12 protein-coding genes are annotated in these 15478 nt (G+C 34.0%); 6 read left to right on the forward strand and 6 right to left on the reverse strand.

The genetic code is table 11. The features are described from left to right. Window positions 1-15: 15 nt before the first annotated feature. The 5 genes from AC0UBM_RS13185 to AC0UBM_RS13205 all read right to left on the reverse strand — a co-directional run bounded on the left by AC0UBM_RS13185 (window position 16) and on the right by AC0UBM_RS13205 (window position 7828). Window positions 16-2265 carry an FUSC family protein gene (locus tag AC0UBM_RS13185; RefSeq protein WP_475688908.1) on the reverse strand — a complete coding sequence of 750 codons (2250 nt, stop codon included), beginning with the start codon at window positions 2263-2265 and terminating at the stop codon, window positions 16-18. Window positions 2266-2319: 54 nt separating this feature from the next. Beyond that, window positions 2320-2715, reverse strand: a complete 396-nt coding sequence (locus AC0UBM_RS13190; protein ID WP_414037262.1) for a hypothetical protein — start codon at window positions 2713-2715, stop codon at window positions 2320-2322. A gap of 79 nt (window positions 2716-2794) precedes the next feature. Next, complete coding sequence (locus tag AC0UBM_RS13195; protein WP_414037353.1) at window positions 2795-3163, reverse strand: 6-phosphogluconate dehydrogenase; 369 nt, start codon at window positions 3161-3163, stop codon at window positions 2795-2797. A gap of 167 nt (window positions 3164-3330) precedes the next feature. Beyond that, complete coding sequence (htpG, locus tag AC0UBM_RS13200) at window positions 3331-5241, reverse strand: molecular chaperone HtpG (protein WP_475688909.1); 1911 nt, start codon at window positions 5239-5241, stop codon at window positions 3331-3333. A gap of 157 nt (window positions 5242-5398) precedes the next feature. Beyond that, the gene (locus AC0UBM_RS13205) at window positions 5399-7828 is read right to left on the reverse strand and encodes an alpha/beta hydrolase family protein (protein ID WP_475688910.1); all 2430 of its coding nucleotides are present in this window, start codon (window positions 7826-7828) and stop codon (window positions 5399-5401) included. Between the two features lie 175 nt (window positions 7829-8003). On the opposite strand from AC0UBM_RS13205, the gene AC0UBM_RS13210 reads away from it, so the two are divergent. Together AC0UBM_RS13210 and AC0UBM_RS13215 are read left to right on the forward strand one after the other, a co-directional pair. Continuing rightward, window positions 8004-9014 (forward strand): 3-oxoacyl-ACP synthase III family protein, encoded by a 1011-nt coding sequence (locus tag AC0UBM_RS13210; protein WP_475688911.1) that lies wholly within the window; start codon window positions 8004-8006, stop codon window positions 9012-9014. Window positions 9015-9564: 550 nt separating this feature from the next. Then, complete coding sequence (locus AC0UBM_RS13215; protein ID WP_475688912.1) at window positions 9565-9927, forward strand: CoA-binding protein; 363 nt, start codon at window positions 9565-9567, stop codon at window positions 9925-9927. On the opposite strand, the gene AC0UBM_RS13220 is transcribed toward AC0UBM_RS13215, so the two are convergent. Further along, window positions 9898-11340, reverse strand: a complete 1443-nt coding sequence (locus tag AC0UBM_RS13220) for a sodium:solute symporter (protein WP_475688913.1) — start codon at window positions 11338-11340, stop codon at window positions 9898-9900. The genes AC0UBM_RS13215 and AC0UBM_RS13220 overlap by 30 nt on opposite strands. 81 nt (window positions 11341-11421) lie before the next feature. On the opposite strand from AC0UBM_RS13220, the gene recR reads away from it, so the two are divergent. From recR to AC0UBM_RS13240, 4 genes are all read left to right on the forward strand, one after another. Continuing rightward, window positions 11422-12039 carry a recombination mediator RecR gene (recR, locus tag AC0UBM_RS13225; RefSeq protein ID WP_434035350.1) on the forward strand — a complete coding sequence of 206 codons (618 nt, stop codon included), beginning with the start codon at window positions 11422-11424 and terminating at the stop codon, window positions 12037-12039. A 6-nt stretch (window positions 12040-12045) separates the two neighbouring features. Further along, complete coding sequence (locus tag AC0UBM_RS13230; protein ID WP_475688914.1) at window positions 12046-13143, forward strand: glycosyltransferase family 2 protein; 1098 nt, start codon at window positions 12046-12048, stop codon at window positions 13141-13143. A gap of 123 nt (window positions 13144-13266) precedes the next feature. Further along, window positions 13267-14598 carry a dihydrolipoamide acetyltransferase family protein gene (locus tag AC0UBM_RS13235; protein ID WP_475688915.1) on the forward strand — a complete coding sequence of 444 codons (1332 nt, stop codon included), beginning with the start codon at window positions 13267-13269 and terminating at the stop codon, window positions 14596-14598. A 103-nt stretch (window positions 14599-14701) separates the two neighbouring features. Further along, window positions 14702-15478: a 3'-5' exonuclease gene (locus AC0UBM_RS13240; RefSeq protein WP_414037253.1), complete on the forward strand. Its 777-nt coding sequence runs from the start codon at window positions 14702-14704 to the stop codon at window positions 15476-15478.

Genomic DNA, 15478 nt, shown 5'->3' on the forward strand with positions numbered 1-15478 from the left:
TCTAAGGTTTAAGTATTAATAAAAGGCATTCACGTATTTTTCGGTAGATTTTTTCAAACTTTCAGAAAGTCCTTTTAACCAAAGCAGTTGGTTGTAAATTAAATGGGCTTCCTGCAAATCGTTAAGCATGCTTTTATCTATTATTTTTTTTCCTTTTTCAATTTCTTTATTTCGCTTTTTTGATAACTTTTGAAAGTTGAGTAGGAGCTTGTCTTCTGCTTCAGAAATATCTGCTCCAGGATGTAGAGGTTTTATCTCGTCTTTATGCAATAAGGCAAAGGTGTAATCTAAGTTGTTTTTAATATGGTTGATAAATACATCAAACTGCTCTGAAGCTTCTCGCGTTTTGTGGTGCTGAATAAAACTTCCTAAAGACGCTACGGCGGCTAAAAACGTATGATTTAAAGTCACAATTTTATAGATTAAATCCAATTCTATTTGCTTCGATTTTGGATCTTGTGTCATGCGTTGGAATGCAGCGTTTAAGTTCCCAACCGCTAAAAACGCTTCTTTTCTAGAGAGTTTGTAATTAAGATTATCTCTATTTCTATTATGCGATAAATCTTGAGTCGCTAACAAGTAAATAGTACTGTTTTTAACTACCGATTCAATTACCTCGTTTAGGTTTTTATACTCCCAATTAGGCCATAAAAAATAGGTGGTGCACAGCGAAATTAAAGCCCCTATTAGGGTATCGATCACTCTAAATTTTATTACCGTCATCGCATTAGGATCAAGTAATGCGTATACAAATATGATGTAGGTAGTAATAAAGGTAGCGCCAACTCTATAGTTTTGCTGAATTAAAGAAAACGCAAATGTTAATGATAATGCGGCTAATATGGCGTAGACAATAGTATTGGTTGTAAGCATAATTATCGCAATGGCGAAAACCGCACCAATTAAGGTCCCTATAATTCTGTTTTTGGTACGCTCCTTTGTCAATCCATAATTTGGACGCATAATTACTATTACGGTTAGCATAATCCAATAGGCATTTCTAATTTCGAAAAACTCACCAAACAGAAAGGCTGCTAGCATAGATATCATTAAACGTAAGGTATGTCTGAAAATAGGAGATTTAAAACTCATATTTTCTACATATATGGTAGGAGAATATTCCTGATGTGTGATAAACTGAATGGCCTCTGTATCTTGTAATTTTAAGCTAGAAGCATTTTTCACATTCGCCATGACCCGTCTTATTGAACGAATTTCATAGAGTAATTTTTCTTGATAATCGTATAAATTATGAAGCATCATAGCGCCTTCCCTTGCTTTAGGAAGTTGTACATCGTCTACATAATGTTTTATCCCTTTCGAGGCTTTATTTAAGGCTTTAAGAAGTTTGTTTTTAGTGGGTATTTTATTCCCTTTTATTACCGATTCCGATAACATTATTAGGTGATTACCCATCACAAAATTTAGATTTTTGAAGGGTTTTAAATGCTGTTTACGTTCGCTAAAATGGGTGTCAATTTTTGTGTAATCCAGATTGTTTGCTAATGCCAGTTCAAAAATATCGACTAAAGAAATAAAAATAAGTAGACGCTTTTCGTCGAAGTGAGAACGTCCAGAACGTTTACGTTCTGTTAGTAACATTTCTCTAAGGGTTTCATGCTTTTCGCTAATTTGTGTTTGAAGCAAAAACAGTTCATTTTGGAGTTTTGTTCTGTTGTTCTTTTTGGTTATTAGTTTAGCGCGAACTTTAAGATATTTACCTGTTAAAAGTAAGGTTTCCGAAATAACTTGGTCCTCATCTTTTTTAGGGATTAACCTATTTACTAATAAGGTGTACAGTAAATACCACAGTCCACCACAAGCAATTAAGGCACTATGAATTAAAATTTGTGAAGGCGTGTCGTAATGCACACCTAAACCAATAACCATGGCTAGTAAACCTGAGAACGCTATTAAAGAGCCTCTAAATCCGTATGCAGATAGTAGGGATATTAAGAAGGTTAATAGAGGAATAAAAACAATTAATAGGTAAAAGTAGGGTTTTGCAAATAGTATAATGCAAGTTGTTGTCGCTGTAAGCAAGATACTTAGTAATGTCCCATTTATTTTACGTTTTAAACTTCCTGGGATATCGCTAGGTGCGTTTAAAAATACTCCAATAGCTATAGAAGGCGCATAAGAGAATATACCAAGAAAATAGAATAAAACTAGAGGAATTAAAATGGAGGTCGTAAGTATAACTCCCCTGTAAAAGTGAGAGCCTTTAAAGAATAATTCGATCGATTTTAAATTGTCTTTTATCATGAGCTAGCTTCACAGTAAAGATAATCTAAAAGTCTTAATTGGGATAAATATTAATTAATGTTTTACGTATTCAATTTTACGAAAACGTAGGGCATTCCAGTTCGAATTAAGTTCGATTTGGCGGATGGGTTGTAGCCTGTAATCCATAATTTCGTCCCAGGCTTCATCATTGTATAGCTCAATAATATAAGACTTAGATGTTTTATTCGGGTAAGCAATCCAAAGCATAGAGTCGTCCGTAAGTTTCGGAAAAAGCGTGAGCATTTGGTCTACAAGCTCCTTTTTAGAGGTGATAAATAACAAGGCACAAGAGACGCTAGAAGTCTTTAACAGCGACCCTAAAACATTGCAATCTAATTGGCCCACAAGAGCCGTGAATTCTTTAGGTTCGTTTAACACAAGTATTTCGTTGTGTTTATGAAGTTTTAATTTCTGAATAATAGTTTTCATAACTTTAATGTGCTGATTGTTTTAAAGTTAATGAAAATATAGGTGATAGCCTAAAGAATTTTAATACGGTCTAATTCTATTATCTCTTATCTATGTGTGGTGATTTTTCAGGAATAACTTTGGTTACAAAGTGTTTACTATCTCCCCAAATAAAGAAGGTTCTATAACGTTCTGTATATTCTAATTTCACGTATTGACCTTGTAACTCGTTTAATTGTTCGATAACTTCTTGATCGTCGTCCATTATAGAAAAAGAAAAAATTTGAGCCCCGCTAATACCTTGACTAATTTCGCCTTCCCAGGTTTTAAAAACCACACCTTTCTGACTCACTTTTATGAGTTCTCCAGCACGTGTCCCTGTACTATAAGGCACGTAATAAACAAAGGCCATATAGGCACCAATAAGTATTCCTAAGCCTAAAAGAACAAGAAATATCGTTTTTTTTATCATAACTATTGTGTGTAATAATAGGGCGTGAAATTAATATAAATTTTATAATATAGAACGGAATTATTAAAAAAGTGACTATTAATGCTACTTGTTTTAAAAACAAAAAAAAATCCGTCACCTTGTTTTATAAGGTAACGGATTTTATAAGTATGCTAGTCGATTAATTATTTAATCATACTATAACTACGTTTTATGAATTTAGTTAATTCTTCTCCTTTTAATAAACCTTGAGATAAACGAGCTAAATCTAAACTTTGTGTGATTAAACGTTTTTGGTCGTCTCCAGCTTCTGTATTTAATATCTCAGATACTAAAGGCGCGTTTGTATTAACAATAAGATTGTACATTTCTGGCATAGAACCAAACATGTTCATACCGCCACCACCAGTTTGTTGCATCTCTTTCATACGACGCATAAATTCTGGTTGCGTGATAATAAATGGTGAAGCATCACTATCAGACGTTTCTAATTGTACCATAAATTTATCTGCAGGAATCGCTTCTTTTAGAATCTCTTCTAATTTCTTCTTTTCGTCGTCACTTAATTTAGAAACCTGAGTTTCTTCTTTCTTAATTAAATTATTAATGTGATCTGCATCTACTCTAGAGAAGGTAATGTTTTCTTTAGAACCTTCTAATTTTTGCATTAAATGCGATACAATAGGAGAGTCTAATAAAAGTACTTCGTAACCTTTAGCTTTTGCATCTTCAATATAGCTATGCTGTGCATCTTTATCTGAAGCATATAAAATAACCAACTTACCATCCTTATCGGTTTGGTTCGCTTTTATTTTTTCAGAAAGCTCTTCGTAAGTGTAAAATGCACCATCTACCGTTGGGTATAAAGCGAATGCATCTGCTTTGTCGAAGAATTTATCTTCAGAAAGCATTCCGTATTCAATTACAATTTTAATATCGTTCCATTTCGCTTCAAAATCTTCACGATTTTCATTGAATAACGATTTTAATTTATCTGCTACTTTTCTAGTAATGTAAGACGAAATTTTCTTAACAGCACCGTCTGCTTGTAAGTAACTACGAGATACGTTTAGCGGAATGTCTGGAGAATCGATAACACCTCTTAACATGGTTAAGAATTCAGGAACAATACCTTCTACATTATCTGTAACGAACACTTGGTTTTGGTACAATTGGATTTTGTCCTTTTGCGCTCCCATATCGTTAGTCATCTTAGGGAAGTATAAAATTCCGGTAAGATTAAACGGATAATCTACATTTAAATGAATGTGGAATAACGGCTCTTCGAATTGCATTGGATATAACTCGCGGTAGAAATTCTGATAATCTTCAGTTTCTAAATCTGCCGGTTGTTTTGTCCACGCTGGATTCGGGTTGTTTATAATGTTATCGACAGTAATTTTACGTTGAGGCTCTTTAGTTTCCTTTCCGTCTTTATCTGTGATAGTCGCAGGCTCGTGTTCTGGATCGTTAATTTCTTTAGTACCAAATTTAATAGGCACAGGCATAAATTTGTTGTACTTAGAAAGTAAACTACTAATACGCGCTTCTTCTAGGAATTCTGTAGAATCTTCAGCAATATGAAGTATAATTTCTGTTCCTCTATCTGTTTTGTCTGATGCTTCTAAAGTAAATTCTGGAGATCCGTCGCAAATCCAATGTGCTGCAGGTTCGTCTTTGAAAGATTTTGTAATGATTTCAACTTTCTCTGCCACCATAAATGCAGAGTAGAAACCTAATCCGAAATGTCCGATAATTCCAGAGTCTTTAGCAGAATCTTTATATTTGTCTAAAAATTCTTCAGCGCCAGAAAAAGCAACTTGGTTGATGTATTTTTCAACCTCTTCTGCAGTCATCCCTAAACCTTGATCGATTATATGAAGTTTTTTACCTTCTTTATCTATTTTTACTTCAAGTTTTGGATTTCCGTACTCTACACTAGTCTCACCAATAGTTGTTAGGTGTTTAAGTTTTAAAGTTGCATCGGTTCCATTACTAATTAATTCACGTAAAAAGATTTCGTGATCACTATATAGGAACTTTTTAATTAATGGAAAGATATTTTCTACCGAAACATTAATGCTTCCTTTTGCCATAATACGTAAGTTTTTAAATTGTTTAATTTCTGATGAACTAACAGTCAAAAAAAATACCAAGTATTAAAAAGTGACAAAGTGGCATTGATAAATACAAAAAATGCCATTCGTACGGAATGGCATTTTAAGCGTAATGAAACGAAGTGTGAGCTGAAACTTAATCTACTGTTTCTGTTTTATCTTTGTTTTTTACATGTTCTTCTAACCATTGATCTTCTTCCCAAAGCATATGTAAAATAGACTCTTTAGCCGAATATCCATGACTCTCACGTGGTAACATAACTAATCTTACAGGAGCACCAAGTCCTTTTAGCGCGTTAAAATAACGTTCACTTTGTAAAGGGTAGGTTCCAGAATTATTGTCTGCTTGACCATGAATAAGTAATAATGGTGTTTTCATTTTATCGGCATGCATAAATGGTGACATGCCGTTGTATATTTCTGGCGCTTCCCAATAGTTGCGTTCTTCACTTTGAAATCCAAATGGAGTTAAAGTTCTATTATATGCTCCAGAACGGGCAATACCAGCAGCAAATAAATTAGAGTGTGCTAATAAATTGGCTGTCATAAACGCACCATAACTATGTCCGCCAACAGCAACACGGTCGCGGTCTATGTATCCTAGATTGTCTACAGCATCTATAGCTGCTTGAGCATTTGCAACTAACTGTTCTCTAAACGTGTCGTTAGGTTGTTCGTTTCCTTCTCCAATAATAGGGAAAGCAGCATCGTCTAAAACTACAAATCCTCTAGTGACCCAGAATACAGGAGAACCATAACTTGGATATGTAAATTCGTTCGGACTAGATGTGCTTTGTGCCGCACTATTTTTGTCTTTGTATTCACGCGGATACGCCCACATAAGCATAGGGTATTTTTTTCCTGCTTCGTAATCTGTTGGTAAGTATAAAACACCAGATAAATCTAAACCGTCTGCACGTTTATAGGAAATCACTTCTTTTTTTACATTCTGAATACTTTTAAAAGGGTTTTCAAATTGCGTTAAGGGTGTTAATCCATTTCGTTTTTTAATATTTCTAATATAATAATTAGGGTATTCGTTTTTAGATTCTATTCTAACTACGTATTCTCCAGTTTTTGTGTTTAATGCAGACGAAATACTTTCCATTTTATCTGTTAACTTAGACTGGTATAAACGTTTTGTTTTTTTAGTACTTAAATTTAATTCGTCTACAAACGGAAACTTTCCAGCATCGCTATATCCATCTCCAATTAAATACGCTGTGTTTTTATTTATATCTAAAACATATTCATTAAAATCGTTTTTAGTATAAACAAATTCGCCTGGATCGCTATATAAATCTTGGTAATTACGGTCGAATAATACTTTGGCGTCTTGGTTAGGGTTAGACGGGTCGAACACATATGTTCTAGTGTTACGCGTATTCCACCAATTATCGTAAGCGATAGCCGTATGGTCGTTACCCCAAACTATACCTCTAAAACGATCTATAGTTTTTAATACAGAAGTAATTTTGCCATTAAAAGGAGCATCTTGCTGAAAGACTTCGTCGCGAAAAGGAACCTCTACAGCTGGATCTCCGCCATCCAAAGCTTCGGCCCAATATAAAGTTGCTGGTTTATCGCTACGCCAGTCAAAATCTCTTTTTCCCGTGCGTTCTGCCATAAAACCTTTTGGTAAATCTTCTATTAAAGGCACTTGTAAAACAGACTTTACTAAATCGCCATTAGACGCGTAAACAATAGATTCTGAAGGGAATCTATAATAAGGTACTAAATAAGAAAACGGTTTACTAATGGTTGTAACCATTATATAATTACCGTCTGGAGAGAATGAAATACCACGATACATATCTGTAGCTTTCCATAAAGAGGATTTTCCGTCTAGTGTGATTTTGTATAATTCAGATTGCGACAATTGTTCAAAATTATGCTCGTCGTTTTTATTTTTCAATAAATCTTGATATGTTCTGTTTTGAGCTTCTACACCAGCTTCACTTACAGATACTGTAGGACCTGTAGGAACGGCTTCACTTGTATTAATTAATGCTTTACGGTTTTCAGGAAGCACTTTTACTAAAACAGCTTCGCTATCTTTAAACCATGTCACCGGATTTCCCATGTTGGCATTTAAGTTAGCTTCACTTATTTTTTTAGCCGAAGTATTTTTAATGTCTAGTAACCATAATTCAACTCCAGTACTAAGTGTTTTAGTAAAGGTCATGTATTTTTGGTTGGGAGACCAAGAAAAATTGGCGTAACGGCCCTCTGCAGATAATCCGTTTACGGTAATAGGCGTACCATCTTTTTTAGTACTTAATTTAATATCGGTGTAATAACGCGTACGGCTACCAATATTGGTTACTGGGTTAATACGTAAACCGCCTAGACGTAATTCGGTTTCGGAAAGTTCTTCGATAGTTTTGTACTTACTGCGGTACAATAATACAATGTGTTCTCCTTTATTGTCTATTCTAATACTAGGAGCAAGAGGAGCTTCTGCTAACTCTAAAATGTTTTTGTGAGGTTTTTGATACGTTAAGTTTTCTTGAGCATATCCAGTAAGAACAAAGCAGAGCAGGATAAGAGTGAAAAAATGTTTCATGGGCAATTTAATATGTGTTTAGAATTTGTTTAAGCTGTGGAAGATAATAAAAAAAAATAAGCGATGCGTTATAGGCGCTGTGTTGGTTAATATTATGCAAGTATATTAATTGGAAATAGGTTTAGAATATATTTACATTTTAAATCATTAAATTGCAACTTATAAATGTTGATATATGTACAATTCTAAAATAATAGGTCTTGGATATTATGTTCCAGACAATGTTGTGACAAACGACGATTTGTCTAAGTTAATGGAAACCAATGATGCTTGGATTCAAGAACGCACAGGTATTAAGGAGCGAAGATGGGTAAAGCCAGGTTCGGAAGATACAACATCTGTCATGGGAGTGAAAGCTTCTAAGGTTGCTATAGAACGCGCGGGTATAGATAAAGATGATATCGATTTAATTGTTTTTGCGACATTAAGTCCGGATTATTATTTTCCAGGTCCTGGAGTTCAAGTGCAAAAAGCATTAGGTATAAAAACAGTTGGAGCTATAGATATTCGTAACCAGTGTTCAGGTTTTATTTACGGCCTGTCTGTAGCAGATCAATTTATAAAAACGGGCATGTATAAAAACGTGTTGGTTATAGGTAGTGAAATTCACTCTAAAGGATTAGATGTATCCACAAGGGGAAGAGGCGTTTCTGTAATTTTTGGAGACGGAGCGGGTGCAGCTGTTTTAAGTAGAACGGAAGATAACTCGAAAGGTATTTTATCTACACATTTACATTCCGAAGGAGAGCATGCCGAAGAATTGGCCTTAATAGCACCAGCTATGGGATCACGTTGGGTAAATGATATTTTAAAGGATAACGATCCTAACGACGAAAGCTACTTTCCGCATATGAATGGACAATTTGTATTTAAAAATGCAGTGGTTCGTTTTAGTGAAGTTATTATGGAAGGCTTAAGTGCAAATAACCTGAGTCCGGATGCTATAGATATGTTAATACCGCATCAAGCAAATTTAAGAATATCTCAATTTATTCAGAAAAAATTTAAACTTTCAGACGATCAAGTGTTTAATAATATTATGAAGTACGGTAACACTACAGCCGCTTCGATTCCTATAGCCTTAACGGAGGCTTGGGAGCAAGGAAAAATAAAAGAAGGTGATACGGTTGTTTTAGCTGCTTTTGGTAGCGGATTTACATGGGGAAGTGCAATTATTAAATGGTAAAAAACAGTACCAATTAGATATAGAAAAAGCCGAAACCAAAGTTTCGGCTTTTTTAATGTTTTGCTAAAAATCAACTACAATAACTAACATAGTTTACGAATAATGATTTTTTTATAAGAAGACTAATTCAAAAGTAAAATAACAATTCGAACAATGTTTGTATTAATAATACAACGCAAAAGTAAGTGGTGTATTGTTTTGATTTTTAGCTTTTTTGGATAAATTTAACAGAATTAACACAATATTTAGAAACTTGAGTTTCGATACGCTTAATTTCTATGTTCAAATACATATTATATAGTGATAGGCATTTATATTATAAATATGATTTAAACAGTTGTATTTAAAGCGTGTTCATTATTAAATTCTTATTTGAGTTCATTTTATTCGGGTTTACATCCTATAAAATCATTGTTAAGATTTAATTTTACCCAACTGGTTAATAAATAATGGTTTTTCATTCTAACTGATTGTTTTAAGACTGATATAATAAAGACTATTAATTATTAAACTTGTTACACATATTTCTAATTATTTTAAAGAAAAAAACATGAATAAGAAAACATTGGTTATTGGGGCTTCCTTAAACCCTTCTAGATATTCTAACGTAGCGATTAAAAGATTGGTTGGGGCCAACCAAGAAACAGTTGCTTTTGGTTTAAAAGAAGGAAGTGTGTCTGGTGTTTCAATAGACACCGAATTGATGCAATACAAAGATATTGATACAGTAACATTATATTTAAACCCAAAACGTCAGGCACAGTATTACGATTATATAATAGGTTTAAATCCTAAGCGTGTTGTTTTTAATCCAGGAACGGAAAATGCTGAATTTTATGCACTTTTAAAAGCGCATGGCATTGATTATGAAGTGGCTTGTACTTTAGTGCTCCTTTCCACGAATCAGTATTAATCCTAGAAAAGTTAGTAGGCCGTTTAGTATTAAGATAAAAAAGCCGAATTCGAAACCAAACCATTTTAAGCTATTCACGCTTATTATATAAGATAATATAGGCGATAAAATTGCTATAACGGGAACAAATTTATCTTTTACTTGCCAGTTAGTAAATAATCCAAAAGTGTATAGACCTAGTAAAGGTCCGTAGGTGTATCCTGCAAATACAAACAATTTGGCAATAACACTTTCGTCTTGTATGGCATATTTAAATGTAACAATGACTAGGATTAACAAGACCGAGATTAATACGTGAATACGTTTTCTTATGGCAACCTGTTTTTTCGGATCGTATTTTTTTTCGAGGTCCAAAATATCAATGCTAAACGAAGTTGTTAAAGAGGTTAAAGCGCTATCTGCACTACTATAAGCTGCAGCTATTAAACCTAAAAGAAAGAAGATAAATACACCGGTTCCCAAGTGGTTTTTTGCTAGAATAGGGAATAAATCATCTTTATGTGCGTCAATTCCGTTTTGTTGTGCATATACAGTAAGTAAAAGTCCCAAGCTTAAAAATACAAAGTTGGTAATGGTTAGTACGATGGTGAACCAAAACATGTTTTTTTGTGCGTCTTTAAGCGATTTGCAGGTTAGGTTTTTTTGCATCATATCTTGGTCTAAACCCGTCATAACAATAGCTATAAACGCACCCGATATAAATTGTTTCCAAAAATAATTGGCTGTTTTAATATCGTCAAAGAAGAACATTTTAGATAAATCGCTATCCAATATAAAATTTAATGCTGTTTTTCCTCCAAAATCCAAGTCTTGACTCACGGAGTAAATAGCAACACCCACAGCGATTAGCATAAAAAGTGTTTGTAAGGTATCTGTCCAGACTATGGTTTTAATACCAGATTTAAACGTGTATAGCCATATTAGTAAAACAGTAATAGTTACCGTTTGCCAAAACTGTATGCCTAAATCGTCGAATAATATAATTTGTAAAACATTGGCGACTAAAAATAATCTAAAACTAGCACCTATTATTCGTGAAATTAAAAAGAATGAAGCACCTGTTTTATAAGAATAATTCCCGAAACGGGTTTCTAAATAAGTGTATATAGAGGTTAAATTGAGCTTGTAGTACAGTGGCAATAAAACGGTACCAATAACCAAGTACCCTACAATATATCCAAAAACCACTTGCATATAACTAAACTGAGAGGCTTCTATCCAGCCCGGAACAGAGATAAAAGTCACTCCAGAAAGCGAGGCACCAATCATACCAAAGGCAACAACGTACCAAGGCGATTGTTTGTTTCCTTTAAAAAAAGCATTGTTATCGGTCTTTTTTCCGGTGATGTAAGATATTAATATTAGCACACCAAAATAGGCGGCAATAAGTAAAATAATTTGAGTAGCGCTCATAACTTAGTTTTCGCAGACCAAAATACAAATTCCAATGTTATAAGAACAAATCTTAAAACTAAAATTGTAAATTTGACCCTTATGGAATTTTCTTCTAAATTACTTGAAAAGGCAGTAAACGAAATGTCGCAATTACCAGGTGTTGGAAAACGTACTGCTTTGCGACTGGTTTTACATTTATTACGCCAGCCAGAATCTCAAACTGTACAGCTGGCGCAAGCCTTATTAAACATGCGTACCGAGATTAAGTTTTGTAAATCATGCAATAATATTAGCGATAATGTTTTATGCGAAATATGTTCAAACCCACGACGGCAAGAAGAAATTATTTGTGTGGTAGAAGATATACGTGACGTTATGGCTATAGAAAACACGAGTTCTTTTAAAGGCTTGTATCATGTATTAGGTGGTAAAATATCTCCAATGGATGGCATTGGGCCTCACGATTTAAATATCACTCCTTTAGTTAATAAGGTAAAAGAAGGGCGGGTAAAAGAACTAATATTTGCATTAAGTCCTACCATGGAAGGCGATACAACAAACTTCTATATTTTTAAACAAATTCAAGGTTTGGATGTAGTTACATCTACAATCGCTAGAGGTATATCTGTGGGAGACGAATTGGAGTATGCCGATGAGGTTACGCTTGGAAGAAGTATCTTAAATCGTATTCCATTTGAAGGCTCACTAAAATCTTAAGGTCGTTTGAAACTGTCCGTTGTTATTCTAAACTATAATGTATGCCATTTCTTAGAGCTCTGTCTAAAAAGTGTAGTGACGGCGACTTCTAAAATCGATGCCGAAATTATTGTGGTCGATAATCAATCGTCCGATAATAGCTGTCACATGATTAAAACCAAATTTCCTGAGGTTACTTTAATTGAGAACACTATTAATTATGGATTTTCAAAAGGAAATAATATAGGGGTTTCTAGAGCTAAAGGGGAATATGTTTGTATTCTTAATCCAGACACCGTGGTTACCGAGGATACTTTTTTATCTGTTTTAAAATTTGCCGATAAACAAGATCGCTTAGGTATTGTAGGTTGTAAACTTATTGATGGTACAGGAGCATTTTTACCCGAAAGTAAACGTTATGTACCAACTCCGGCTGTAGCATTAAAAAAGATTTTAGGAGATACAGATTCTTACTATGTTAATACAATAGAAGAAAACGCAATTGGTCCTGTGCCTATTTTAGTAGGTGCCTTTATGATTATTAAACGAGACGTTTATAATGCTGTAAATGGATTCGACGAGGATTTTTTTATGTATGGGGAAGATATCGATTTGTCTTATAAAATTTTAAAAGCAGGATTTCAAAACTACTATTTTGGGGCAACAACGGTTATTCATTTTAAAGGAGAGAGTACGTGTAGAAACAAAGATTACGCCAATAGATTTAATGGCGCCATGCAAATATTTTACAAGAAACATTTCGGTAAAAACATGCTTCTCGAGACTTTAATTTCTTTGGTGGTAAAGGGATTAATCGTTTTAAATTTACAACCTTCAGTAGATAAACGGGACGTGAAATCTATAGTTATGGTCTCTAATCGGAAATATAAATTGATAGAATCGGTTTTACCTTTTCCGCTTATTTATAAATCTAAAATTGAAGAGGTAGCCGATCATCAGCAACTCATTTTAGATAATAACATGTTGACATTTAGAGAGATTGTTTCAATTTTAGAAATACATGCAAATAATAAGACGCTAACTTATCGCATTCTTCCAAAGGAAAGTGATTTTCTTATTGGTAGTGATAATGCCGTGTCTAAGGGAATTGTTATACATTTTTAGTACCTTTGTGTAATAATTTCTGAATAAAAATTAAGTAAATTTTATTGCATATAATTAGGTGAAAAACGTATTTATATGTTAATTTCGCAATAATAATTTAAAAAATAGCTTTACGTTAATAATATGGCAAAATTTGAACTGAAATTACCTAAAATGGGAGAAAGTGTTGCAGAAGCAACCATAACTTCATGGTTAAAGGAAGTTGGAGAAACTATCGAGGCTGATGAGGCTGTTCTAGAAATAGCAACAGATAAGGTCGATAGTGAAGTCCCGAGTGAAATGGAAGGCGTACTAGTAGAGCGGTTATTTGAGGTTGATGATGTGGTGCAAGTAGGTCAAACTATTGCAATTATTGAAATTTCGGGAGAGGGAGAAACTGGATCGGAAGATGCAGATGTTGTAGAAGATGAGGTTCCTGAACCAGAAGAAGTAGAAGCTTTAGAAAAAAGAGTTTCAGATGCAAAAGAGGCTGTAACTAATACAGTTGTCTCTAGCGAAGATCGTTTTTATTCGCCTTTAGTCAAAAATATTGCAAAGGCCGAAGGTATAGACCAAGCAGAATTAGATCGTATTTCGGGCACAGGATTAGAAGGTCGTGTTACAAAAACCGATATTCTTACCTATATCGAAAATAGAGGTAGTAAACCTGCGGTTTCTGCTCCTGTAAATAATACCAAGCCACAAAATGCTTCGGCGCCAGTAGTAAATAATACAGCAACTTTAGAAACTCCTGTAATACCTTCTGGAAACGATGAAATTATCGAGATGTCTAGAATGGGGAAATTAGTAGCCAACCATATGGTGGAATCTGCTAAAACGTCTGTTCATGTACAAAGTTTTATTGAAGTAGATGTTACAAATATATGGAATTGGAGAAAAAAAGTTAAAGATGCATTCTTTAAACGTGAAGGCGAAAACTTAACTTTTACCCCAATTTTTATGGAAGCGGTAGCGAAATCTCTACGCGATTTTCCAATGATTAATATTTCGTTTCAAGACGGAAAGGTTATTAAAAAGAAAAATATCAATTTAGGTATGGCAGCGGCACTACCTGATGGGAATTTAATTGTACCGGTTATTAAAAATGCCGATCAATTAAATTTAATTGGTATGACTAAAAATGTGAATGATTTAGCCAAACGCGCAAGAGACAATAAATTAAAACCAGACGATATCCAAGACGGAACTTACACTGTTACCAATGTGGGGTCTTTTGGTAGTATCATGGGAACACCAATTATTAATCAGCCACAAGTTGCTATCTTAGCATTGGGCGCAATCCGTAAAGTACCTGCAGTAATTGAGACGCCTCAAGGTGACTTTATAGGTGTTCGATACAAGATGTTTTTATCGCATTCTTACGATCACCGTGTTGTTAATGGTGCGCAAGGCGGATTGTTTATTAAAGCAGTAAAAGACTATTTAGAAGCTTGGGATGTAGACCAAGTTATTTAAAAAAGGCGACCTTATAAAATGAAGCCCAACTGAAATCAGTTGGGTTTTTTTGTTATTCACAACTAACATTTACTAAATTTACACTTTAATAAAATTTATTTAAATGAATCTCAATCTTAAAAAACCCATTTGTTTTTTCGATCTAGAAACAACGGGAATCAATATATCTAAGGACAGAATTGTAGAAATTGCTATATTAAAGGTGTTTCCTGACGGTAAAGAAGAATCTAAAACGTGGTTAGTTAATCCTGAAATGTCAATTCCATTAGAAGTAACGGAGATTCATGGTATTTCTGATGCCGATGTGGCCGATGCCCCGACATTTAAGGCTCTAGCAAAGGATATTTATAATATGATTAAAGATTCCGATTTAGGAGGATTTAATTCCAATCGTTTCGATATTCCGCTTTTAGCAGAAGAAATGCTACGTGCAGATATCGACTTCGATATGAAAAGCACTTTGGCTGTAGATGTACAGACTATCTTTCATAAAATGGAACAGCGTACATTAAGTGCGGCTTATAAATTCTATTGTGGAAAAGATTTAGAAAATGCACATAGTGCGGCTGCAGATACATTCGCGACTTACGAAGTGTTAAAAGCTCAAGTAGAAAAATACGATGAGTTAGAAAACGATACCAAGTTTTTATCGGAGTTTAGTAGCAGAAAACAATTTGCCGATTTTGCAGGATTTTTAGCCTTTAATAAAGAAGGTGAAGAGTGTTTTGCATTCGGGAAACATAAGAATAAAAGAGTTGTAGATGTCTTAACCGACGAGCCAGGTTACTTTGGGTGGATATTAAATGCCGATTTTCCACTGTATACCAAAAAAGTGCTTACAGCCATAAAATTAAGAAGTTTTAATAATAAGTTGAATTAA

The organism is Formosa sp. F44, from assembly GCF_056238645.1.